Source organism: Candidatus Eisenbacteria bacterium (assembly GCA_016930695.1).
Taxonomy (GTDB): Bacteria; Orphanbacterota; Orphanbacteria; order Orphanbacterales; family Orphanbacteraceae; genus JAFGGD01.
Genome location: JAFGGD010000031.1, coordinates 55,537 through 78,811, shown reverse-complemented (window position 1 = coordinate 78,811; position 23,275 = coordinate 55,537). Strand labels below are relative to the sequence as shown.

Annotated in this window: 17 protein-coding genes; 6 read left to right on the top strand and 11 right to left on the bottom strand. The window is 67.6% G+C overall.

The window, feature by feature from the left end; translation table 11 throughout:
- The 10 genes from murG to mraZ are packed head-to-tail and all read right to left on the bottom strand — an operon-like array spanning position 1 to position 11,544.
- Complete coding sequence (gene murG / locus JW958_07175) at positions 1 to 1,158, bottom strand: undecaprenyldiphospho-muramoylpentapeptide beta-N-acetylglucosaminyltransferase (GenBank protein ID MBN1826030.1); 1,158 nt, start codon at positions 1,156 to 1,158, stop codon at positions 1 to 3.
- Complete coding sequence (ftsW, locus tag JW958_07170) at positions 1,155 to 2,342, bottom strand: putative lipid II flippase FtsW (GenBank protein ID MBN1826029.1); 1,188 nt, start codon at positions 2,340 to 2,342, stop codon at positions 1,155 to 1,157. The genes murG and ftsW overlap by 4 nt, the downstream gene beginning before the upstream one ends.
- Positions 2,329 to 3,711, bottom strand: coding sequence for a UDP-N-acetylmuramoyl-L-alanine--D-glutamate ligase (gene murD, locus JW958_07165; protein ID MBN1826028.1), 1,383 nt, complete (start codon positions 3,709 to 3,711; stop codon positions 2,329 to 2,331). Before murD ends, ftsW begins: the two co-directional genes overlap by 14 nt.
- Entirely contained in the window at positions 3,711 to 4,796 is a 1,086-nt protein-coding gene (locus JW958_07160) for a phospho-N-acetylmuramoyl-pentapeptide-transferase (protein ID MBN1826027.1), read from the bottom strand. Before JW958_07160 ends, murD begins: the two co-directional genes overlap by 1 nt.
- Positions 4,797 to 6,212: a UDP-N-acetylmuramoyl-tripeptide--D-alanyl-D-alanine ligase gene (gene murF / locus JW958_07155; protein ID MBN1826026.1), complete on the bottom strand. Its 1,416-nt coding sequence runs from the start codon at positions 6,210 to 6,212 to the stop codon at positions 4,797 to 4,799.
- Positions 6,209 to 7,720 carry a UDP-N-acetylmuramoyl-L-alanyl-D-glutamate--2,6-diaminopimelate ligase gene (locus tag JW958_07150; GenBank protein MBN1826025.1) on the bottom strand — a complete coding sequence of 504 codons (1,512 nt, stop codon included), beginning with the start codon at positions 7,718 to 7,720 and terminating at the stop codon, positions 6,209 to 6,211. Before JW958_07150 ends, murF begins: the two co-directional genes overlap by 4 nt.
- Positions 7,717 to 9,651 (bottom strand): transpeptidase family protein, encoded by a 1,935-nt coding sequence (locus tag JW958_07145; protein MBN1826024.1) that lies wholly within the window; start codon positions 9,649 to 9,651, stop codon positions 7,717 to 7,719. The genes JW958_07150 and JW958_07145 overlap by 4 nt, the downstream gene beginning before the upstream one ends.
- Positions 9,648 to 10,097: a hypothetical protein gene (locus JW958_07140; protein MBN1826023.1), complete on the bottom strand. Its 450-nt coding sequence runs from the start codon at positions 10,095 to 10,097 to the stop codon at positions 9,648 to 9,650. The genes JW958_07145 and JW958_07140 overlap by 4 nt, the downstream gene beginning before the upstream one ends.
- The gene (gene rsmH, locus JW958_07135) at positions 10,094 to 11,083 is read right to left on the bottom strand and encodes a 16S rRNA (cytosine(1402)-N(4))-methyltransferase RsmH (GenBank protein ID MBN1826022.1); all 990 of its coding nucleotides are present in this window, start codon (positions 11,081 to 11,083) and stop codon (positions 10,094 to 10,096) included. Before rsmH ends, JW958_07140 begins: the two co-directional genes overlap by 4 nt.
- Positions 11,080 to 11,544, bottom strand: a complete 465-nt coding sequence (mraZ, locus tag JW958_07130; GenBank protein MBN1826021.1) for a division/cell wall cluster transcriptional repressor MraZ — start codon at positions 11,542 to 11,544, stop codon at positions 11,080 to 11,082. Before mraZ ends, rsmH begins: the two co-directional genes overlap by 4 nt.
- A 401-nt stretch (positions 11,545 to 11,945) precedes the next feature.
- On the opposite strand from mraZ, the gene JW958_07125 reads away from it, so the two are divergent.
- Positions 11,946 to 13,805: a sulfatase-like hydrolase/transferase gene (locus JW958_07125; GenBank protein ID MBN1826020.1), complete on the top strand. Its 1,860-nt coding sequence runs from the start codon at positions 11,946 to 11,948 to the stop codon at positions 13,803 to 13,805.
- 69 nt (positions 13,806 to 13,874) lie between these two features.
- Here the strand turns inward: JW958_07125 and JW958_07120 are convergent, their stop codons facing one another.
- Entirely contained in the window at positions 13,875 to 15,020 is a 1,146-nt protein-coding gene (locus tag JW958_07120; GenBank protein MBN1826019.1) for an acyl-CoA dehydrogenase family protein, read from the bottom strand.
- Positions 15,021 to 15,503: 483 nt separating this feature from the next.
- Between JW958_07120 and JW958_07115 the strand changes: the two genes are divergently transcribed.
- From JW958_07115 to JW958_07095, 5 genes are all read left to right on the top strand, one after another.
- Positions 15,504 to 17,675 carry an acyl-CoA mutase large subunit family protein gene (locus JW958_07115; protein ID MBN1826018.1) on the top strand — a complete coding sequence of 724 codons (2,172 nt, stop codon included), beginning with the start codon at positions 15,504 to 15,506 and terminating at the stop codon, positions 17,673 to 17,675.
- Positions 17,672 to 19,870 carry a methylmalonyl-CoA mutase gene (gene scpA, locus JW958_07110; GenBank protein ID MBN1826017.1) on the top strand — a complete coding sequence of 733 codons (2,199 nt, stop codon included), beginning with the start codon at positions 17,672 to 17,674 and terminating at the stop codon, positions 19,868 to 19,870. The genes JW958_07115 and scpA overlap by 4 nt, the downstream gene beginning before the upstream one ends.
- Positions 19,871 to 19,874: 4 nt before the next feature.
- Positions 19,875 to 20,996 (top strand): methylmalonyl Co-A mutase-associated GTPase MeaB, encoded by a 1,122-nt coding sequence (gene meaB / locus JW958_07105; GenBank protein MBN1826016.1) that lies wholly within the window; start codon positions 19,875 to 19,877, stop codon positions 20,994 to 20,996.
- Between the two features lie 123 nt (positions 20,997 to 21,119).
- Complete coding sequence (gene mce / locus JW958_07100; GenBank protein MBN1826015.1) at positions 21,120 to 21,467, top strand: methylmalonyl-CoA epimerase; 348 nt, start codon at positions 21,120 to 21,122, stop codon at positions 21,465 to 21,467.
- 88 nt (positions 21,468 to 21,555) lie between these two features.
- Positions 21,556 to 23,253 (top strand): glycosyltransferase family 39 protein, encoded by a 1,698-nt coding sequence (locus JW958_07095; GenBank protein MBN1826014.1) that lies wholly within the window; start codon positions 21,556 to 21,558, stop codon positions 23,251 to 23,253.
- Positions 23,254 to 23,275: the final 22 nt, after the last annotated feature.

Sequence of the window (23,275 nt, the reverse complement as noted above, 5' to 3'; positions counted from 1 at the left end):
TCACTCGTCTCCGGTTCCGGCGCGGGCGCCGGCTTCACCAACGTCAGTCCGCGCACGCCTCTTCCCCTTTCCCATCGCCTCCGTCAATCTCGCGGCGATCCGCTCCGCCGCGTCCGGTCGGCCCAGGGCGCGGCTTCGATTCGCCATTTCACTCCGCAACTTTTCATTCTCCAACAGACCCTGAACGGCGACGAGCAACGCCTCCGGCGTCCACTCCTCCTCCTCCCGGGCGATCGCCGCTCCGCTCCGGGCGAGGTGGAGCGCGTTCTTCGACTGGTGCCGATCCGTGGCCGCTGGGAAGGGGACCAGGACCGCGGGGAGCCCGACGGCGTTGATCTCCGCCAACGTGGACGCGCCGGCGCGACAGATCACCAGGTCCGCCGCGGCGTAGGCGTCGCCCATCTCGTCCAGGAAGGGGTGGGGGCGAACGAGGGGAGCGATCCGGCCGCAGGAATCCCGGACCGTCTCCCAATCCGCCTCCCCTGTCTGGAAGAGGACCTGCGCCCCCTCCCCCTCCCGGCCCCAAAGCCGGAGCGCGCCGATCACCAGACGGTTCAGTCCGCGCGCCCCCTGGCTGCCGCCGAGCACGAGCACGGTGCGGCGGTCCCCGTCGAGACCCCAGCGATCGAGAGCGCGGGCACGATCTCCACGGAGGATCTCCCGCCGCACCGGTATCCCGGTCGTCTCCAGTGCGCAGCCGCGCGGCGCTCCGGAGAGCGCCCCCTCATAGCCGAGGAAAAGACGCCGGGCGAAGCGCGCGTTCCACCGCGTGGCGACGCCGGCCACCGCGTTCTGCTCGGCCGCGAAGACCGGCCGTCCGAGCAACCGCGCCGCGAAGGCGACCGGCGTGCTCGCGTACCCCCCCATGGCGAGCACCGCCGCCGGCCGGAGCCGCGCCGTCAGCGCCAGACTCGCGACAGTTCCCGCGACGAGCCGGAGGGCGAAGAGGGGCATACGCGCGGCGCCTCCCCGGGGCATACCGCGCACCGGGATGGATCGCCAGGCGATCCCGTAGCGCTCCAACAGCGACGCGCCGCGACTTCCGCCGAGCACGAAGAGGGGCCGCGCCTCCGGCGCCGTCTCCCGAAGCGCCTCGATCACGGCCACCGCCGGAAAAAGGTGGCCGCCCGTTCCCCCGCCCGCAAAGAGCACGTTCATCGTTCTCCGTTTCCGAGGCGCCTCTTCGCCGTCTCCGCCGTCGCCCAGGAGCGCCGATAGGCGTGGCGCGAAATGTTCAACAGAATCCCCGACCCGACGAGGGTGACCAGAAGGGACGATCCGCCGTAGCTCACGAAGGGGAGCGGCACGCCGGTTGTGGGCGCCGCTCCGGTAACGACCGCGATATTCAGCATGGCGTAGAGAAACACCAGCAGGGTGATCCCGGCGGCCAACAGCCGGCCCGCCGTGTCCGGCGCGCGCACGGCGATCCGCGCACCTCTCCACCCGAAGAGCAGGAAAAGCACCATCACACCGCCGGCGCCGACGAAGCCCAGTTCCTCGCCGACGATGCCGAGCACGAAATCGGTGTGGGAATCGGGGAGAAAGAAAAACTTCTGCTTGGACTGTCCCACTCCGACGCCGGTCCAGCCGCCGGAGCCGAGGGCGATCAGCGACTGATCCACCTGGTAGTCGGCGACCTGCAGGTCCTGCCGGCCGTTCAAGAAGGCTTCGATCCGCCCGCGTTGATAGGGATTGCGGGCCACGGAGGCGCCCGCCACGACGGAGAAGAGAAGACCGAGCACGAACAGGTGCCGGATCTTGGCGCCGCCGAGGAAGAGAAGGACCGTCGCGAGGAGCGCGACGTGGAAAACGCCGGAGAGGTTTCTCTGGAGCGCGATCAGGACCGCCACCAGGCTGAGCACGATCACCACCGGCACGGCGATCCGCCGGAAACTAGCGAGGTGCTCCTGTTTACGGCTCAAGAAATCGGCGAGATACACCACCACCAGGAGCTTCGCCACCTCGCTGGGCTGCAGGTTGATCGGGCCGAGGCGGATCCAGCGGCGGCCGCCGCGCACGTCGTCCTCCCAGCCGACCAGGAGCACCGCCACCAGCAGGGCGATGCCGAGCAGAAGGAGCGGCCGGGAGTGCCGGGTCAGATACCGATAATCGCTGCGATAGGCGAGGGCGCAGCCGACCAGCGCGAAGGCCACGCGGATCAGGTGCCGCTCGAGGAAAAATGCGGCGTCCCGGTACACCTCGGCGGCGCGGAAAGCGCTGGCGCTGAAAACCGCCACGATGCCGATGGCGACGAGCATCAGCACGACCACGAACAGCACACGGTCCGGTCCGGTCCGCTCACCGGTGAATCCGTCCGTCCGGACTTCATCACGCCTCGTCATGCTTCTCCCTCTCCGCCAGGGCGCGGACCTCGCTCTTGAAGTCCCGGCCACGCTCCTCGAAATCGTGATACCAGTCGAAGCTGGTGCATCCCGGCGATAGGAGGACCACGTCCCCCTTCCGGGCGACCCGGTAGGCGATCCGCACCGCCTGCTCCATCGAATCGGCGTAGTAACGGTCCGACACGTCGGGGAAAGCCTCCTCGAGCAGCCGCCGCGCCTCGCCGATCAGCACCATCGAGCGCACGTGAATCGCCACCAGATCCCGAAGGGTATCGAAGGTCGGTTTCTTCGGCCGGCCGCCGGCGATCCAGACGATCGGCGCGTCGAAACTCTGCAGCGCGTAATAAACCGACTCCACGTTGGTCGCCTTCGAGTCGTTGATGAAGTGGATCCCCCGCACCGTCTCCACACGCTCGAGCCGGTGCTCCAGGCCGGGGAACTCGCGAAGCGTGGTCCGAATCACGTTGTTCGGCACGCCGAGGATTTTCGCGATCGCCGTCGCGGCGAGGGCGTTGGTCCGGTTGTGCGGACCGGGCACGGCGATGTCCCTCTCCAACCCGACGAGTTCCTCGTCCCCGCCCAGCGTGGAGAGAATCTCGCCGTATCGCAGGTAGACGCCGGGGAATCCGCCCTGCGCGGTCCGGCTGATCCACGCCGTCCGCGCTCCTCCCTTGCGGACCATGCGCCGGCAGGCGGGATCGTCGTAATTGAGGACCGCCCAGTCCCCCTCTCGCTGGTTCTCGAAAACACGCCCCTTGAGGCGAAGGTATTCTTCGAATGTGCCGTGTCGATCCAGGTGGTCCTCGGTCACGTTCAGCAGCACCGAGAGGCGCGGGCGGAAACGTTCCACCCCCTCGAGCTGGAAGCTGGAGATCTCCGCCACGATCTCGTCGAAGTCACGGTAGGGACCGACCGCGTCGCAGAGGGGACGACCGATGTTCCCCGCCACGGCGGTCCGCCGCCCGTCCCGCTTCAGGATCTCGCCGATGAGCGTCGTGGTGGTCGACTTGCCGTTGGTGCCGGTCACGGCGGTGAGCCGCGCATCCATGACGCGAAAAGCGAGTTCGATCTCCGCGATGATCTCCACGCCGCGCCGCCGCGCCTCCTCGAGGAGGAGGTGGCCGGGCGGCAGGCCGGGGCTGACCACCACGCGGTCCACGCCGCTCAGCATCGATGCATCCGGCTCACCGAAAAGGAAGCGCGCCCCCTCCGATTCCCAGAGGCGGATCCTCTCGCGCTGCTCGTCGTCCTCCGGCCGGCGTTGGTCATAGCCGATGGGCGGGGTCCCGAGGCGGAGCAAGAGGTCCACCGCCCCCCGCCCGCTCCGGGCGAGCCCCAACACCAGCGTGCGTTTCGGTTCGTCTTTCATTACCGCAGCTTCAGCGTGCTCAGCGAGAGCAACGCGAATAGGATTCCGATGATCCAGAATCGGACCACCACTTTCTGCTCGGGCCACTTCATCAGTTCGAAGTGGTGGTGCAACGGCGCCATGCGGAAAACCCTCTTGCCGCGCAAGCGGAAGGAGGTCACCTGGATGATGACCGAGAGCACTTCGAGCACGAACACGCCCCCGACGAGAGCGAGGAGAAACTCCATTTTGATGAACACGGCGATCACCGCGAGGAGGCCGCCCAGCGCGAGCGAACCGGTGTCGCCCATGAAGATCTGGGCCGGATGGGTGTTCCACCAGAGGAAGCCGAGCGCCGCCCCGGCCAGAGAGCCGCAGAAGACGGTCAGCTCGCCCACTCCCTTCAGGAAAGGAATGTTCAGGTATCCGGCGAACTGGGCGTGGCCGGCCACGTAGGCCATCACGCCGAACGTGAACGCGGCGAGAGCCGTGAGTCCGATGGCGAGGCCGTCCAGACCGTCGGTCAGGTTCACCGCGTTCGACGACCCGGTGAGCACGAAGACGACGAAGGGAACGTAGAACCAGCGAAAATCGATCGTCCGGTCCTTGAGGAAGGGGAGCGCCGTCTTGGTCGCCCATTCCGGCTCCGGCGCGAAGTGAACGAGCATCACGCCGAGGAATACGCCGAGGCCGATCTGCCCGGCCAGCTTGTACCGTCCCACCAGCCCCTTCGGGAGCTTACGGACCGATTTCAAATAGTCGTCCAATAGCCCGATGGCTCCGAGCCAGACCGTGGAGAGGAGGGCGAGCTGCACGTACCGATTGGTGAGGTCCGCCCAGAGAAGGGTGGGAAGCAGAATCGCGAAGAGGATCAGGATCCCCCCCATCGTGGGCGTTCCCCGCTTCGCACGGTGCGTGTCGGGAGTGAGGTCGCTCCCCGTCTCGACGAACTGTCTCGCCCGGAGCCGCCGGATCACCCATGGCCCGAGCAGGAAGCAGAGGAGCAGCGCCGAGACGGCCGCGTAAGCGGAACGGAAGGTGATGTAGCGAAAAACGTTGAGGAACGAATAGACGTCCCGCAGCGGATAGAGCAAAAGATAAAGCATCTACGCCTCGCTCCCGCGCGCCGCCGCCGAGTAGGCCCGGCGCACCGCGCGGAGAATCCGTTCCATCGCCATCGCCCGGGAAGCCTTGGCGACCAGCGTGTCCCCCGGCTCGAGTTCGCCGGCGATCCGCTCCGCCCACGCCTCTCGGTCTTCTCCGCACCGCACGATCCGCTCCGGCGGCATGCCGGCGGCGGAGGCCGCCTCGGCGGTGTGCCGCGTCCGTTCCCCGACGAGCCAGAGCCGGTCCAGCCCGGCGCCGGCGGCGGCCATTCCCACCTCCCGGTGGGCCCGTTCCTCCTCCGCGCCCAACTCCATCATGTCGCCGAACAGAAGGTGCCGGCGGCCGGAGGGGCGGCGCGCGAGAAACTCGATCGCGCCGGTGACGGAAGCGACATTCGCGTTGTAGGTGTCGTCGATAAAGAGGACTCCCTCCTCCCGGATCGGCCGGAACCTTCCCGGCGGAGGGGTGAATCCTCGCAGTCCCCGGGCGATCGCGCCGTCGTCAATCCCCTCGCCGCGGGCCACGGCGATCGCGGCGAGTAGATTCGGGACTTGATGATTTCCGTATAAATCGACTCGAAAGGAGGAGCCCTCGGGCATCTCGAGGCGGATCCCCTCGTCCCCCCAGGGATCGGTTTTCTCCGGACGGATCGCGCACTCCGGGCAGAAACCGAAGGTGACCGGCTCCCGCCCGGCCAGGCGGATCGTGCGAAGGAGAACCGGATCGTCGCCGTTGGCGTACACCGCCCCGCCGGGCGCGAGACGGTTGAGGAGCAGGCACTTCTCCCGCGCCGTGTTCTCCAACGATCCGAGCCCCTCCAGGTGGGCGGCGCGGACGTTCGTGAACACCGCCGCGTCGGGACGGACGATGGACGCGAGACGGATCATCTCTCCCGGCGCGCTGATCCCCAGTTCGAGCACCGCCCAACGGGTCCCCTCCTCGACGCGCAGGATCGCGAGAGAGACGCCGATCGCCGTGTTCCAGTTTTCCGGCGACGATGCCGTCCGCCCCGCTCCGCGAAGCGCCGCGGCGATCAGCTCCTTGGTGGTCGTCTTGCCGTTCGTGCCGGTCACCGCCAGCACCCGCGCGCCGAGGCGGTCCCGGTGATGCGCCGCGAGTTTCTCCAGCGCCGCCGCCGGCTCCTCCACCGCCACCACCCGGCCCCGGTCGATCGTCGCCGGCAGGTCGCCCGCGCGGGACCGCCGCACCACCGCCGCCTCCGCCCCCCTCCGGAACGCCTCCTCTACGAAGAGGTGCCCGTCGGTCCTTTCGCCGACGAGGGCGAAGAAGATCTCCCCTTGCCGGATCCGGCGGGTGTCGACCGAGGCGCCCCGGCAATCGGCCGCAGGAGCGGGCGAGGCGAGAAGCTCCCCTTGAAGAATGTCCGCGATGCGTTCGGGGGTGTAGGCGCTCACGATCCGCCCCCCCCTTCGGCGAGAAGCTCCTCCGCCGTCGCCCGCTCGTCCCAGGAGAATTTTTCGCGGCCGATGATCTGATAGCGCTCGTGTCCCTTGCCGGCGAGGACCACCGTGTCCCCCGGGGCGGCGACGCGGAAAGCGTGGGCGATCGCCTCCCTCCGGTCCGGAATCACCTGGTAGATCGCGCCGGCTTTCCGCAACCCCTCCTCGACCTGCGCACGAATCTTCGCCGGGTCCTCCCCGCGCGGGTTGTCATCGGTCAGAACCACCAGGTTCGCCCCGGCCCCGGCGATCTCACCCATGATCGCCCGCTTCCCCTCGTCCCGCTCGCCGCCGCATCCGAACACGACGATCAGCCGGGCCACGGTGAAGGCTCGGACGGCGGGAAGGAGTTGCCGGAATCCGTCGGGCGTGTGGGCGTAATCGATGATTACGGTGAAGTCTTGGTCGCCGGCGACTCTCTCCATCCTTCCGGGAGGAGGAGCCGCCCAGGCGAGCCCGGCGGCCGCCTCCGCGAGGCGGACCCCCGCGGTGAGAGCGAGTCCGGCGGCGGCGAGCGCGTTCGCGGCGTTGAAGGCGCCCGCCATGGGGAGGCGCGTCTCCGCCTCCTCCCCCTCGTAACGGAGACGGAGGCGGAGCCCTTCCGGTTCGGAGGCGAGGATCTCTCCGCGAAGGTCCGCGTCGCCGCCGACGGAATAGGTGATCCGCGGCAGCGGGGATTCCGCCGCCAGCTCCGCGCCGACCGGATCGTCCCGGTTCAAGACCGCCGCGCCGACCTCCACTCTGTCTTCTCCGGCGAGCTCCGGAAAGAAAAGACGGCGCTTCGCTTCCCGGTAGCGCTCCTCGCTCCGATGGAAGTCGAGGTGATCCCGGGTGACGTTGGTGAGCGCCAACGCTTGGAGCTTGAGCCCGGAAACACGCTTCAGTGAGACGGCGTGCGAGGAGACCTCCATGGCGACCCGATCGATCCCGTCCGCCCGCATCCGCGCGAGCAGGCCGTGGATCACGTCCGGACCGGGCGTCGTGTTCGGCGCCTCCAGGCTTTCGCCGTCCCACTTGTATCCGAGGGTGCCCAGGAGCCCGCACCGCCCGCCGGCGGAGCGAAGGATCGACGCGAGCAGATGGATCACCGTGGTCTTGCCGTTCGTGCCGGTCACGCCGAAGACCGGAATCGCCCGGCTCGGCCTTCCGTACAAACGGTCCGCCGCTTCACCGAGGGCGATCCGCGTGTCCGGCACAACCGCTTGAGGGATCCGCACGGCGCGGTTCGGCTGCTCCACCAGAGCCGCCGAGGCGCCCCGCTCCGCGGCTTCCCGGAGGAAGCGGTGGCCGTCTGTGCGGAAACCGCGGAGGGCGACGAAGAGGCTCTCGGGACCGGCGGCGCGGGAGTCGGCCGTGATCCGCCGGACGGGCACCGCGCAATCGCCCACCCGTTCTTTCACCGGAAGCGCCGCCTCCTCGAGAAGGAGATCGAAACGCATCGCCTGGTTCTCCACGGTCATCACGTTCCGCTTCCCTTTAGATACGAACGTTCCCCCGGCTGCAGGGCGACCCCCGGCGACGGATCCTGCGCCGTCACCGTTCCCGTCCCCTCGCAACGCACCCGCATTCCCGAATCGAGCAACACTCTCTTCGCCTCCCGTAGGGGAAGGCCGACGAGGGCGGGCATGGCCGCCGCCGGACCCGGCCGCGCCTCGGGCGCCGGCGCCGGGTCCAGGCGGCACGTCCGCTCGGCCATGGCCCATCGGCCCGCCGCGTCCCTCTCGAGCACGTCCCGCAAAGGCTCGCTCAGGTCGCAACAGGCCGTCTTCCACAGGATCTCCCGGAAGACGGGAGCGGCCACCAGACCGCCGTAAAACACCCCCGACAGGTCGACCAACACGACCGCGACGACGATGCGCGGTTCCTCCACCGGCACGAATCCGATAAAGGAGGAGGTGTATCGACGGTTCGAGAAGCCGCCCCCCTCTTCCAGCATCTGCGCCGTTCCCGACTTTCCCGCCGCCTGGAGCACGCCGAGGTCCGCGGCGCGTCCGGTCCCCCGCTCCACCACGCCTCGAAGAAAATCGCGCAGGAGCGACGCCGTCTCCCGCGAGACGACCCGGCGCACCGGCACGGGGGGGTAACCGCGGATCCGTTTCCCCTCCGGCGAGAGGATCTCTCGGACGATGCGCGGCTCCATCAGCACGCCGTCATTGGCGACGGCGGCGTAGGCGGAAACCATCTGGATCAGATTGACCGCCACCTCGTGGCCGATCGCCACGGTGGCGAGCGAGCGGCGGCTCCACTCGCAGGGACGGCGGAGCATCCCGGTCACTTCGCCGGGAAGTTCCACGCCGGTGCGCGCGCCGATGCCGAAGGCGCGCGAATAGGAGTAGAGCGCCTCCGCGCCGAGACGAAGCGCCACCTGGGCGGTCACGATATTGGAGGAAAACTCGAAAGCCTCCCGGACGGTCAGGCTGTCGTATTCCTTCGGGTCATGGATGGTGTAGCCGCCGAAATTCATCTTCCCGCCGCCGGCGTCGAAAACGTCCTCCGGGCGGACCACTCCCTCCTCCAGCGCCGCGGCGTAGGTGATCAGTTTGTACGTGGAGCCCGGTTCGAACTGCGCCGCCACACAACGGTTCAGCGCCGCCGCCTCTGCCCCCGCGCCGGGCTCGGTGGCGGCGAGCGCCAGAATCTCGCCCGTGGCCGGGTCCATGGCGAGCGCCATCCCCCAGGAAGCGCCGTGCTCCTCCACCGCCCGCCCCAGCTCAAGCTCCACCGCGCTTTGGATGCGCGCGTCCAGCGTGAGCACCACGTCGCAACCGTCCCGAGGAGGCTCCGCGGGAAAATCGGGGAGGCTTCGGCTCCGCCGTTCGGGAATCCTCTGCAACACCTGCCAACCCGGCTCGCCGCCGAGGAAATCGTCGAAGCACTTCTCCACCCCCTCGAGCCCCCGGTTGTCCACGTCCGTGATCCCCACCACCAGCCGGGCGAGTTCCCCCCGCGGATGGACACGATCCTTTTCGGGGAGGGTGTAGACGCCGGGGAGGTTTTCGGCGAGCGCCCGCTCCGCGACGGCGGGCTCGGTTTTCCTTTCGAGCCAAACGAAATGTCCCCCGCGCGAGATGCGGCTCCGGATCGACGAGCAGGAAAGCCCCAGAATCGGCGCGAGCCGCGCGGCGGTTTCGGCCGTGTTCCGAATCTGGCTCGGGTTGGCGATGATCGAAGGGGAGGAGAGGGTACCGGCGAGTAACACACCGTTCCGGTCCAGGATCCGTCCACGGTCGCAGGGCACCTCGACGCGGCAGGTGTGCTGCCGCTCGGCCCGGTTCTGGTACTCTTCGTGCCGCACGATCTGCGTGCGCACCAAACCGGCGAAGAGGACGCCCCAACAGGCGAGGCAGGCCGTCACGACCACGAACATGCGGATCTTTCGACCGAAAGGACTCACCGTCCCCCCCCCGTCCCCCGTCCATCGACGGCATCGCCGCGGGCGAGGCCGATGAGCTCGACCAGTCCGCGTCCGGCGCCCCCGAACAATCCTTCCCCTCCTCCGCCCTGGATCGGGGCGGTCCACTCGACGAGGAAGACCTGTTCGCCCTGCTCCGGAGGCCGCAGTTCCAGCCGCTCCCTGGCGAGCCGTTCGATGCGACCGCGGGCGAGAAGGGCGGCCACGTTCGCCTCCTCCCTCTCCCGCGCGCCGCGATGCTTCTCCAACTCCGCCCGGAGTTCCATGTTCTCCTGGTGCATCTGAACGACGGAAAAACGCTGGGAGACGCACGCGACGAGAAGGATCACCGCCGCCAGAAGCGCCGGCAGGAACCGCTTCGCCGGCGGAACGGAAAGGCGGGGCGTGTGAAGCCGCCGCCGCTTCTCTTTCGTTCCTTTCCGCGTCATCCGAGATCCTCCTCCCCCGCTCGCGCCGCGCCGCCGCCGAGCTTTTCCGCCGTGCGGAGCCGGGCGCTTCGTGCTCGCGGATTTCGCGCCGTCTCCTCCGCGCCGGGGCGGATCGCACGCCGGTGCGGGAGACGAACCAGCGGCCCGCGCCCGCAGAGACAGACCGGCGCCCGGGGCGGGCAGACACAGCCGCGTTCCCACTGCCGGAAACGCTCCTTCACGATCCTGTCTTCGAGGGAGTGATAGGCGATTACGACGAGACGTCCGCCCGGCGCGAGCAGCTCCAACGCGCCGTCCAGGCCGGACTCGAGCGCGCCCAGTTCGTCGTTCACCTCGATCCGGATCGCCTGAAAAACACGGGAGAGTCCCTTGGTCCGCATGCGCGCCGGGATCCGGCGCCCCGCGGCCCGGGCGAGGCGGGCGGTGTCCCGGATCGGTCCGGACTCCCTTTCCCGAACGATCTCCCGCGCGATCGCACGGGCGTTCCTCTCCTCGCCGTAACGCCGGATCGTGTCGGCGAGACGTTTCTCGTCGTAGCCGTTCACCACGTCGAAGGCGCTCTTTTCGTCCCGACGGTTCATGCGCATGTCGAGTGGCCCCTCCGCGCCGTGGCTGAAACCGCGTTCCGGATCATCCAGGTGAATCGACGAAACGCCCAGGTCGAGCAGTACGCCGCCGACCCTTCCCAACCATTCCTCTCCGACCAGGCGGACCAAGTCGCGGAAATCGCCGTGCGCGAAACGGGATGGTAAGGAGATTCCGGCGAGTCGTGTCCGCGCCGAGGCGAGCGTCTCGCCGTCCCGATCGATGCCGACGAAGGCTTCGATTCCCCGCACATCCTTGAGCACCGCCTCCGCGTGGCCGCCCGGGCCGAGTGTGCCGTCCACGAAGAGCCCGCCCGGAAAGGGGCGCAGCGCCTCGACGGTCTCCGGCAGAAGGACGGGCACGTGTTCGGGTCGCCCGGGAACGTCTCCGCTCCGGATCATTCCTGCCGGCCGGTGGAGCGGTACTTCTGCATCTCCTCGGCGACCCCTTCGTAGGTCATGCCGTATCCGGATCGATACCGCTCGTATATTTCAGGATTGAACAGTTCAAGATGCGTGATGACGCCGAGGACGAGAATGTCCTTCTCCAGGTGAGCCCACTCGCGGTGTTCCCGGGGGATCAGGATCCGCCCCGACCGGTCCAGTCCGGCCTCCACGGCGTGGGAGGCCATTTCGCGCGCGAAGAGACGAGTGTTGCCGACGTTGTAGGGGAGGGCGCGAAGGTCTTTTTCCACCGCCTCCCATTCGGCGAGGGGATAGACGGCGAGACAGTCATCGTATCCGCGGGTGATGATGATCGGCGATTCCGGGTCGGGTGAGAGAACCCTCCGGATGCGGGCGGGGATGTTGGTTCTCCCCTTCTCGTCCAATGTGGCCTGGTAGCGACCGAGTAGTCTGCCCACTTCGCCTCCGATGCGGTGGTGGAAGGGGCGCGCCGGAGGTTGCGCTTCCGGGTCGCCGTTCCTATACTGGCCCCATCGGGTGGAGCGCTCGCAAAGCGCTCAGGAGGGCTATCAGCGAAAGGCGATCAATCCCGGACGTTTTTTGCGGTTGTGGCGAACGCTCAGAAAACCCATTATGCGCCACTTCCACCCACCTGGGCCCACATTAGGCCCCATCGAAATAGGCGTCAATACTTTTTTCGCCTCTATAGAGCGAAAAAATGGGAATTTTCACTTTTTTCCCCTCCTCCTCGTCTTTCCGGGGACGCGAGGGGGCAAGAATTTGGTTTAATCAATTAATGCAATGCACTATCAAAATTAGTAATAACAAAAAAAGGCGGTCCCGCCGCACAAAGGGTGGGGTGTGGTGGGGCGTTTGCGCGACCCTCCTCCTCTTCCTTCCCCTGGGATGCGCGCGCCCCCCTCTTCTGCCCGGCGTGAATCTGATCCTGATCACCATCGACACCCTCCGGGCGGACAGGCTCGCCACATATGGATACCCGGGAGCCCTCACCCCGAACATGGACCGTCTCGCACGGCAGGGGGTTTTCTTTCCGGAAATGGTCGCCAGCGTCCCTCTCACTCTCCCCTCCCACACCAGCTTTCTCACGGGGCTCTCCCCCTCCCGCCACGGAGTCCACGACAACGGCGCCTACAGTCTGGACCCGGAGAGGATCACCCTGGCGGAGCGCCTGAGCGCCGGGGGTTATCGGACCGCGGCGATCGTCTCCTCCTTCCAGCTCGATAAGAAGTACGGCCTCGACCAAGGGTTCGACGAGTACGACGACACGATGCCCGATCTTTTCACCATCTACGACCAGCGGATCGCGCGGGGCCCGAGGGGGAGCCAGATCTCCCGGAACGCGGATCAGCGCCGGGCGAACGAGGTGAACGCCCGCGTCCGCGCGTGGCTCGCACAGGGAGGCTCGGAGCCCTTTTTCCTTTGGCTCCACTATTTCGATCCCCACGAAACCTACGACCCGCCTCCCCCCTACGACGGTCTCTTTCCCGAAAGGAGCTGGCCGGATCGCCAGTACGACGGCGAGGTCGCCTTTCTGGATCGGGCGATCGGCGAGCTGGAGTGGATGCTGCGCGAGAAGGGTCTCTGGGAGAGAACGCTGATCGTGCTCTCCGCCGATCACGGCGAGGGACTCGGCCAGCACCGCGAGATGTACCACGACACTTTCCTTTATGAATCCACGTTGCGCATCCCCCTGATCATCGGCGGCGGCGCCCTCCCCCCCGCTTGGCCGCGGCTGGTCGAGTCGCCGGCCCGAAGCGTGGATGTCTTTCCCACCCTCCTCGAGCTGACCGGCCTCCCCGGCGCGGAAGAGACGCAGGGGAAAAGCCTGGTCCCCCTCCTGCTGGGGGAGGAGCGAAACCGGAAGCTGGTCAATTACGTCGAAACCTATTCGCCGGGTCACCACGCCGCGAGCCGGCTCTTCGGCGTCCAGGATGGGGACTGGAAGTACATCGAGGCGCCCAAGCCGGAGCTGTACAACCTGGCGGCCGATCCGGGCGAAACGGAAAACCTGTTTATGCTGGAGCGAAGCCGGGCCCGGGAGATGCAGGATTTCGTCGACGAGTGGAAACCGAGTGAGGAGCGGGAGGAGGAGGAGATCGACGAGGAAACGCGGGAGCGTCTCGAAGCGATCGGGTACATCCAGAGGGACGGGCCGGCGGACGCATCGGCGACGGAAACGGAGGAGGACCCCAAGGATCTGGTCCCCTGCATCGACGGTCTTCACCGGGCTATGGCCTACTACACCTACGGCGAGTTGGACTCCTCCCTGGAGGTGCTCTACGAGCTTGCCGAGATCTGCCCCGGCCGCCAACGAATCTACGACAACATCGGCAACCTGCTGATCACCACCGGGCGTTACGCCGACGCGGTCGATTTCTTCGTCTCGCTGCTGGAGCGCGCTCCCGCATACGCCAAGGGGTACTTCTGGATCGGCATGGCCTACCGGCGCGGGGGCGAGAACCGGGAGGCGGTCCACTGGTTCCTGCGCGGTCTTGAAAAAGACGGGAGGATGCAGGACGCGGCGTACAACCTGGGGTTGACGCTGAGAGACCTGGGATTGACACGCGAAGCGATAGGCGCTTTCCAGGGGGCGGTCTCCGTCGCGCCGGGGACACGGATCGGGAAGATGGCGGCGGGGGCGCTCGACGAGCTACGACGCGCCGCCGCCGAAAACGGCGAAACCGCCGAACCGCGCTGAAACCGGCGGGCGCGAAAAGGCCGCCTCCCGAGGAAGGCGGCCCCGAACCAACGCGTCGTTCCCGCGGAGCTAATCCCCCTTCAGCACATCCCGGCCGATGGTGCTCCTCTGCACTTCCGAGGTTCCCTCGAAGATCTCCGCCGCCTTGGCGTCCCTGTAGATCTGCTCCATGCGGTACTCCCGCATGTATCCGTACCCGCCGTGAATCTGGATGGCGCGGCCCGCGCAGCGGGTGGCCGTCTCGGTAGCGACCAGCTTCGCCTGCGACGCCTGCCGCGCGTAGGGAAGCCCCTCCTGCTTCCGCCAGCCCGCGTCGTAGGTGACCAGCCGGGCCATATCGATCTCGGTCCGCATGTCGGCGAGCATCCACTGAATCCCCTGGAAGTCGGCGATCTTGTGACCGTACTGCTCGCGCTCGAGCGCGTAGGCGCGGGCGCAGACGAAAGCCTCCTCGGCCATGCCGACGCCGGACGCCGCCACCGCGATCCGGCCGCCGTGAAGCGTGTCCACCCCCACACGAAGCCCCTTCCCCTCGGGACCGAGAAGCGACTCGGGACCGACCTTCACGTCCTCGAAGATCAGCTCCGCCGTGGGAGAACTCTTGAGGCCCATCTTCTGTTCCACCGTGCCGACGGAGAACCCGGGAGTTCCCTTGTCGATGAGAAAGGCGGAAACGTGGCGGGTGAGCTTGCCGTTCCGCTCGAGCCTCGCGAAAAGGATGACGAAATCCGCCACCGATCCGTTGGTGATGAAGATCTTCCGCCCGTTGATCACATAGTCGTCCCCGTCCTTGCGGGCGATCGTCTTCAGGTTGGTGGCGTTCGATCCCGCCTCCGGCTCGGTGAGGGCGTAGCAGCCGAGCAGCGCGCCCGTCGCCGAACCGACCAGGTATTTCCGCTTCTGCTCCTCCGTGCCGAAGTGTTGCAGCGGGAAGTTGAGGAGCGAGTTATGGAGCCCGACGAGCATGCCCTGTCCGGCGGCCGCCCGGGAGATCTCCTCGGTGGCGATCAGGTAGCTGAGAAAATCCATCTCCTGGCCGCCGTATTCCTCGGGCACGCACATGCCGAGGAAACCGTTCCGGGCGAGCTTGCCCGCCAATTCCCGTGAGAAAACCCCTTCATCCTCCGCCTTCTGCGCTTCCTCGCGGATATCGGAGGCGAACTGGCGCGCCATGTTCCGGATCATTTCCTGTTCTTCGGTCAACCCAAAGTGCATCTTCACTACCTCTGTGCGGTTCTAGGGCGGGGAAACCCGCGATGAGGAACCCCGTCGATCATGGATTCCGTTTGACTGGTGTGAGGAGCCTACCGGGCGCCCCGAGGGGCTGTCAACCCGTTTCCCCGCCGAGCGATGCCCCTTCGGCGAGGTTACCCCCCGCCCATCCATGTGCTACACTTTCCCCGATTCCGCGCGGGAGATCACGGCGAGCGCCGCGTGACGGCGAATCGTTCCCGCGCCCCGTCCGGATCGATCCGGAACGGGATGGCCCGCCGCCGCGCTTCCCGGGAGAATCCCGAGGCGAGCCGATCCCCGCTCCGGCGAAAAAAATCACACGCGGCGACGCGTACCCGGCTTCACGACCCGCCGCGGCCGGTCGAGAGGGGAACGTCCCGGCGCGGGCTCCCCTTCCGGTTCGCCAGGAAAAGGGCCGCGCGGGCCGAGCGCCCGCCGCCCCGCAACCGATGGGTGGTCGACACGATGGCTGACGACGTAAGCGGCGGCGCGGATCGGATCGCTTCGATCCCGCTTCGCGACGATTTCCCCCTCCCCGGACCGGAGGAGTGGCGCGAGGAGGCGATCCGCCTCCTCAAGGGTCGCCCCTTCGAGAAAACACTCTTCACCGAAACCGATGAAGGGATCACCCTCCGCCCCATCTACGACGCCGAAGACGTGAAGGATCTTCCCGGACTCGGCGCGGCGCCGGGCGAAGCTCCCTTTCTCCGCGGATGCCGCGCCGCCGGCTATCGGGCGGACGGTTGGTACGTGGCGCAGGAACTCCCCTTCCCCACTTACGACGAGTTCAACCGGGCGCTCCGGCACGATCTGGAGAGGGGCCAAACCGCGGTGAACCTGATCCTGGACCGAGCGGCCCAGGCCGGTCTCGATCCGGATCAGGCGGAACCGGGGGACGTGGGGCGGGGCGGCACGTCGATCGCTTCGGTGATCGGCCTCTCCCGCGCTCTCGAAGGGGTGGATCTGGAGCGCACGCCTGTCTATCTCCAACCCGGTTCGGCGGCGATGCCGGTGGCGGCGCTTCTGATCGCGCTCGCCCGGAAAAGGGGAACGGACCCCGCGCGCCTCCGCGGCTCCGTCGGCATGGATCCGATGACGGGCCTGGCCGTTCACGGACGGCTCCCCGTTTCCCTCGACCGCGCCTACGATGAGCTGGCCCACCTCACCCGTTGGGCGGCGGAGAACGCGCCGATGCTCCGCACCCTCGCCGCCTACGGTTTCGCTTGGCACGAGGGAGGAGGCGACGCCGTCCAAGAACTCGCCTTCACGCTCGCCTCGGCGGTGGAGGCGCTCCGCCGGCTCGAGCAGCGCGGCCTCGGCGTGGAGATCGTCGCGCCCCGGATCCTGTTCGGCCTCTCGGCCGGGACCGGCTTCTTCCCGGAGATCGCCAAGTTCCGCGCGGCCCGGCTCCTCTGGCACCGGGCGTTGGAGGGGTGCGGCCGCGGCGACCTGGCCGCCCGCATGCACATTCACGCCCGCACTTCCTCGGTGGACAGCACCACATTCGATCGACACGTCAACATTCTCCGCGGGACCACGCAGGCCTTCGCCGCCGTGATGGGAGGCTGCGACAGCCTGCACGTGGAGCCCTTCGACCGGCTCCTCGGACTCCCCGGAGACACGGCCCGGCGGATCGCGCGCAACACCCAGACGATCCTGCGCGAGGAATGCCGCTTCGACCGCGTGATCGATCCGGCGGGAGGCGGCTGGGCCGTGGAGTCGCTCACCCACGAGATGGCCCGCCGCGCCTGGGATCTCTTCCGGGAGATCGAAGAAGCGGGGGGGATGCCTGCGGCGCTCCTGAACGGGATTCCGCAGAGCAAGATCGCCGAGACGGCGCGGAACCGCCGGAAGAGGGTCGCCGTCCGGACCGACGTGCTGATCGGCGTGAACCGCTATCCGAACCGGGAAGAGGGGCCGCCGGTCCGTCGTTTTCCCGATTATGAGTCGATCCACGCCCGGCGCGCCGCGCGCCTCCGCGAGCTTCGCGTCTCGCCGGAGCACGCCGAGCAGATCCGCGTGCTGGAGAAGCTCGGCACCATCCTCCGATCGAAACCGGAGGACCTCTTCGAGGCGGCGGCTGACGCGGCGCTCCACGGCGCCACCATCGGCGAATTCACCCGCATGCTCCGGCGCGGCGAGGACGAGGAAACGCGGGTGGAGCCGATCCCGACCTTCCGGTCCGCCCACGATTACGAGGTGTTGCGCGCGACGGTGCTCGAGTGGCGCGCCCGCTCCGGCGCGCCGCCGCAGGTCTTTTTCGCCAACATCGGCCCTCCGTCGGCGTACATGGCCCGTCTGGAGTTCACGCGATCCTTCTACGAGATCGGCGGATTCGAAACGATACACGACCGCTCCTTCGAAACCCCCGGCGACGCGGCGCGGGAGGCGCTCGCGTCCGAAGCGCCGGCGGTGGCGATCGTTTCCACCGACGACCGCTACCCGGAAGCGGTCCCGGCGATCGTCGCGGCGCTCCGAGCCGCTCCGAACCCGCCCCGGCGGATCATCCTCGCCGGCTTCCCGAAGGAACACGCCGACGCCTTCCGCGAAGCGGGCGTGGACGAGTTCATCCACCTGCGCGCCGACGCGCTCGCCTCTCTCCGCGCGCTGGCCGACACGATCGGAGTGAAGCGATGAGCCGCATCCCCGACTACCGCAACATGGAGTGGAGCGCTCCGGACCCCGCCTTTTCCCGGGAAGAGTGGGGGCGGCGCGTGAAGAAGGAGACCGGTCGCGACCCCGAGGACCTGGTCTGGCGAACGAACGAGCAAATCGACGTGGAACCGCTCTATGGCCCCGCCGATACGGAGGGGCTGGAGCACATCGGCTACACCGCCGGCATCCCCCCCTTCCTGCGGGGACCCTACGCGACCATGTACGTGATGCGCCCCTGGACGGTGCGCCAGTACGCCGGCTTCTCCACCGCCGAAGAGTCGAACGCCTTTTACAGGCGCAATCTCGCCGCCGGCCAGAAGGGCCTCTCCGTCGCTTTCGACCTCGCCACCCACCGGGGCTACGACTCGGACCACCCGCGCGTCATCGGCGACGTGGGAAAAGCGGGCGTGGCGATCGACTCGATCCTGGACATGAAGATCCTCTTCGACGGCATCCCCCTCGACCGGATGTCCGTCTCCATGACCATGAACGGCGCGGTCCTGCCGGTGATGGCCTTCTACATCGTCGCCGCGCTGGAGCAGGGGGCGGCGCTCGAGGAACTGGCCGGCACGATTCAGAACGACATCCTGAAGGAATTCATGGTCCGCAACACCTACATCTATCCCCCCCTCCCGAGCATGCGGATCATCGCCGACATCATCGCCTACACGGCGGAGCGGATGCCCAAGTTCAACAGCATCTCCATCTCCGGCTACCACATGCAGGAGGCGGGCGCCACGGCGGACCTGGAACTGGCCTACACCCTCGCCGACGGACTCGAGTACGTTCGGACCGGCATCGCCGCCGGCATGGACATCGACGCCTTCGCCCCGCGGCTCTCCTTCTTCTGGGCCCAGGGAATGAACTACTTCATGGAGGTGGCGAAGATGCGCGCCGCCCGGGTGATCTGGGCGACGCTGATGAAACGTTTCCACCCGAAGAACCCCAAGTCGATGGCGCTCCGCACGCACAGCCAGACCTCGGGATGGAGCCTGGCGGAGCAGGACCCCTTCAACAACGTGGTCCGCACCTGCATCGAGGCGATGGCGGCCGCCCTCGGCCATACACAGTCGATGCACACCAACGCGCTGGACGAAGCGATCGCCCTCCCCACCGACTTCTCCGCGCGGATCGCCCGCAACACGCAGATCTACCTGCAGGAAGAGACCGGCCTTTGCCGGATCGTCGATCCCTGGGGAGGCTCGTACTACCTCGAGGCGCTCACCGACCGGATCCGGAAACGCGCCTGGGAGCACATCGAAGAGGTGGAAAAGCTGGGAGGCATGGCGAAGGCGATCGAGACGGGTATCCCCAAGATGCGGATCGAGGAGTCGGCGGCGCGCCGGCAGGCGCACATCGACTCCGGGAGGGAGACGATCGTCGGCGTGAACCGTTATCGCCTCGACAAGGAGGATCCCCTGGAGATCCTCGAGGTGGACAACACGGAGGTGCGTCGGCGGCAGATCGAGCGCCTCCGGCGGCTGAGGGAGGAGAGGGACGCCGGCGCCGTGAAGGCGGCGCTCGAGGCGCTCACCCGTTCGGCCGAAACCGGCGAGGGAAACCTCCTCGCCCTCAGCGTGGAGGCGGCGCGGGCGCGCTGTACGCTCGGCGAGATCAGCGACGCGCTGGAGAGCGTGTGGGGACGCCACAAGGCGGAGACGAGGACCGTTTCGGGGGTCTACTCCTCCGAATACGCGGGAGAGGACGCCATTCGAGAGATCCGTAAAATGATCGAGCGTTTCGAGGAGCGCGAGGGGCGGCGCCCGCGGATCCTGGTCGCCAAGATGGGACAGGACGGGCACGACCGCGGCGCCAAGGTGGTCGCCACCGCCTTCGCCGATCTCGGCTTCGACGTCGACGTGGGGCCGCTCTTCCAGACGCCGGAGGAGACGGCGCGGCAGGCGGTGGAAAACGACGTCCACATGGTCGGCATGAGCAGCCTGGCGGCGGGACACAAGACGCTCCTGCCGCAGCTGGTTCAGGAGTTGAAGAAGCTCGGCCGGGAAGACATCCTGGTGATCGCCGGCGGGGTCATTCCCGCGCAGGACTACGCCTACCTCTACGAACAGGGGGCGGCGGCGGTCTTCGGGCCGGGAACGGTGATCCCCGACGCGGCGCGGGAACTCCTGCGGGAGCTGAACAGGCGGCTCGGCTACGACGGAGAGCCGGAAGAGTAGAGACGTGACGCGCGACGAAACGAACCACAACGATCCCGAGAGGGAAGAGCCCAAGCCGACCCTGCAGGTCCGCAAGGGAGTGGAGCCCCCTCCTCCCCCGCTCCGGACCGGTGCGAAGAGGGCGCCCCTCTCCACGGAGGAGTACGTGGAGGGGGTTCTCTCCGGCGACCGCAACCGGCTCGCCCGCGCGATCACCCTCGTCGAGTCGAACGCCCCCGCCGACTTCGCCCGGGCGCGCGGGGTGTTGCAGTCGCTTCTCCCCCGCGCGGGCCGATCGATCCGCGTCGGCGTGACCGGTGTTCCCGGCGCCGGGAAAAGCACCTTCATCGAGACGGTCGGCATGGAGCTGGCCGGCCGCGGCCATCGCGTGGCGGTGACCGCCGTCGATCCGTCCAGCAGCGTGAGCGGCGGGAGCATCCTCGGCGACAAGACCCGCATGGAACACCTGGCGAACCATCCCGGCGCCTTCATCCGCCCCTCCCCCTCCGGCGGAACGCTCGGCGGCGTCACCCGAAAAACAAGGGAGACGGTGATCCTCTTCGAGGCGGCCGGGTACGACGTCATCCTGATCGAGACGGTCGGCGTCGGACAGAACGAGATCGTGGTCCGCTCCATGGTCGACTTCTTCCTCCTCCTCCTGATCCCGGGCGCGGGGGACGAGCTGCAGGGGATGAAGAAGGGGATCATGGAAATCGCCGACGCGGTGCTCGTGAACAAGGCGGACGGCGGGAACCGGGACGCCGCCGAGAGGGCGCGGTCGGAATACGAGAAGGCGCTCCATTATCTGCGGCCGGCGACGGAGGGATGGACGACGAAGGCCTTCGCCGCCTCCGCCCTGACCGGCGAGGGGGTCGAGGGGATCTGGCGGACGATCGAGCGGTTCGTCGAGATCACGCGCGACTCCGGCGCTTTCGAGCGCCGCCGCCGGGCGCAGGAGAGGGAATGGATGCACGCCCTGGTGCGCGACCGCCTGCGGGATCTATTCCTCTTGCATCCGGAGGTGCGCCGACGCCTCCCCCAACTGGAGAAAGAGGTGACGGAGGGGCGCCTCCCGGCGACCACCGCCGCCGGCGAGTTACTCGAACTGTTCGAATGCTCGCCGAAAAGAGAAGAGACCCCGGAGTAAGATCGCCCGCGCGCGCGAGAAGAGGGCGCGAGGGTCTTCGAAAACACACGAAACGATTGGAGTGAACCGTTGCGAGTCAAGCGAATCGATCATGTGGGCGTGGCGATTCAGGATCTGGAGGGGATGCGTCCCGCTCTGAAGGTGCTCTTCCATGGTCGGGAGCCTCACTGCGAGGAGATTCCGGACCAGGGGGTGCGGGCGACCTGCTTCCGCGTGGGCGAAACGTCGGTCGAGTTCCTGGAGAGCACGCGGGACGAGGGGCCGATCGGGAAGTACCTCGCCAAGAGAGGGAGCGGTATTCACCACCTCGCCATCCATGTCGAGGATATCGAGGGTGCGCTCGCCGAGTTGAAGGAGGCGGGCATCCCCCTGGTGGACGAGAAGCCGCGTCTCGGCGCGGAGGGGAAGAAGATCGCCTTTCTTCATCCCAAGGGGACGGGAGGAATCCTGATCGAGCTTTGCGAGGGATGAGTAGAAAGAGGCACCATCGCCTAGAATACGGTTGAGGTTTGTTACACAATCTATTGTAATTGTGTTTGTTGACCATGGGAGGGTAATCGTGTCGGAGGTCCGCCGGATCATTCCGGTCGCCGCCTTTCTCTTCCTCGCGGCGACGATCGGTTTCGGCGGGAATCTCGCGGCGGCGGTCGCCGTGGTCGCGGTCGCACTCCTCTCCCTCCTACCGCTTCCGGCGCGCCTCGCCCCCCCTGCGGACCGGATCGAGTCGTGGGCGGACAACCGGTTCCCCCTTCTCCTGCCGCTCCTCGCCCTTCTTCTCACAGTCTTCTACGCCTGGCTCTGGGGGGGACGGGGATATGGTTTCCAACCGGTGGTGCACGACGAGTTCGCCTACCTCTTCCAGGCGAAGTCCTTTCTCGCCGGGCGGCTTTTCTTCCCCCCACCACCGGACAGGGTCGCCTTCGACGCCTTCCATATATTGACCGACCCGGTCTACGCATCCAAGTATCCGCCCGGCCATGCGCTCCTCCTCCTTCCCGGTTCGGCGGCCGGTATTCCTTGGATCGGTCCTCTTCTCGCGTCTGGTCTCTCCCTGGTTCTTCTCGGCCTTCTCGCAAAGAGGGTGATCGGCGCCGGGGGCTCCCTGCTCCTCGTTTTCCTCTTCGGGATCGCGCCGGCGCAGGTGGAGAGCGCGACCACATACCTCTCCCAGACCGGGAATCTCCTCTTCCTTCTCGCAACCCTCTACTTCGCGGCGCGCGCCGTGGAGCGCGGGGGGAGGGCGAACGCGGCCCTCGCGGGAACCGCCCTCGGCCTCGCCTGGCTGACGCGCCCTCTGAACGCCTCCGTTCTCGCGCTCTTCCTGGCGGCGCTGATCGGATCGCGGCGGGAGGCGCGGAAGGCTCTCCTCCGGCCGGCGGCGATCGCGGCGGGGGGGATCCCTCTCCTCTTCCTGATCGGAACGGGCCTCGCCTACAACCGGGCGGTCACAGGCTCCCCCCTGGTCACGCCGTGGCAGCTCTACGCCAGGACGAGCCAGCCGGAGGACACCTTCGGTTTCGCCTCCGGTGAGGAGGAAATCGAGGAGCGTCCGGTCGGCCCCGGGAAGCGCCTATATAATGAAACGATTCTCTACCCGAACCGACTGCGCTACACGCCGGGGTTCGCGCTGGGGACTCTTTTCCGGATGCGGATCCCGATGACCGCCGGAGAGTCGTCTCCCCCTCTTCTCTTCCTCTTCCTCCTTCCTCTAATCGCCCTCCCCGGCGGGAGGAGGACGGCGCTCTGGACGCTTCTTTTCATCGCGCTCTCCCACGGCGCCTACCTCCTCTATTGGTTCCCCTGGGGGCGTTACTACCACGAGATCACCCCGGCGCTCCTCCTGCTCCCCCTTCTCGGGGCGCGCTCCGCCCTCGCCGCGGCGCGGCGGGCGGGGCGACCGGCGGCCGCCTGGTCGGTGATCCTCCTCTTCCTCCTGGGCACCGGCCTCGCGGCGGCGCGCCTCCCCTTCCACGTGGAGTATCGAAGAGCGAAGGCGCGCGCCCACGCCCGTTTCTACTCCGAGGTGGAGAGGAAGACGCCCGCCGGCTCGATCCTCTTCCTCCGCTACGGACGGGCGCACAACCCGGAGATCGACTTTTTGAACAACGACCCCGATCTCGCGGCGGCGGAGCGCGTCTTCGCCTACGATCTGGGCCCGGAGAGGAATCGGACACTCCTCGAGGAATGCTTCCCGGAGAGGCGCCCCTATCTTTACGACGAAAAACGCGGCGTGATTCTTCCCGGCTTCGGGGAGTAAGGCGGAGCGGGAAAAAAGAGAG

Coding starts and splice junctions, on each gene's coding strand:
- JW958_07140 (MBN1826023.1), bottom strand. CDS start 10,097: ATGACGCGGAAAGGAACGAAAGAGAAGCGGCGGCGGCTTCACACGCCC.
- JW958_07160 (MBN1826027.1), bottom strand. CDS start 4,796: ATGCTTTATCTTTTGCTCTATCCGCTGCGGGACGTCTATTCGTTCCTC.
- JW958_07120 (MBN1826019.1), bottom strand. CDS start 15,020: ATGCACTTTGGGTTGACCGAAGAACAGGAAATGATCCGGAACATGGCG.
- murG (MBN1826030.1), bottom strand. CDS start 1,158: ATGAACGTGCTCTTTGCGGGCGGGGGAACGGGCGGCCACCTTTTTCCG.
- rsmH (MBN1826022.1), bottom strand. CDS start 11,083: ATGATCCGGAGCGGAGACGTTCCCGGGCGACCCGAACACGTGCCCGTC.
- scpA (MBN1826017.1), top strand. CDS start 17,672: ATGAGCCGCATCCCCGACTACCGCAACATGGAGTGGAGCGCTCCGGAC.
- ftsW (MBN1826029.1), bottom strand. CDS start 2,342: ATGACGAGGCGTGATGAAGTCCGGACGGACGGATTCACCGGTGAGCGG.
- mce (MBN1826015.1), top strand. CDS start 21,120: ATGCGTCCCGCTCTGAAGGTGCTCTTCCATGGTCGGGAGCCTCACTGC.
- JW958_07115 (MBN1826018.1), top strand. CDS start 15,504: ATGGCTGACGACGTAAGCGGCGGCGCGGATCGGATCGCTTCGATCCCG.
- murD (MBN1826028.1), bottom strand. CDS start 3,711: ATGAAAGACGAACCGAAACGCACGCTGGTGTTGGGGCTCGCCCGGAGC.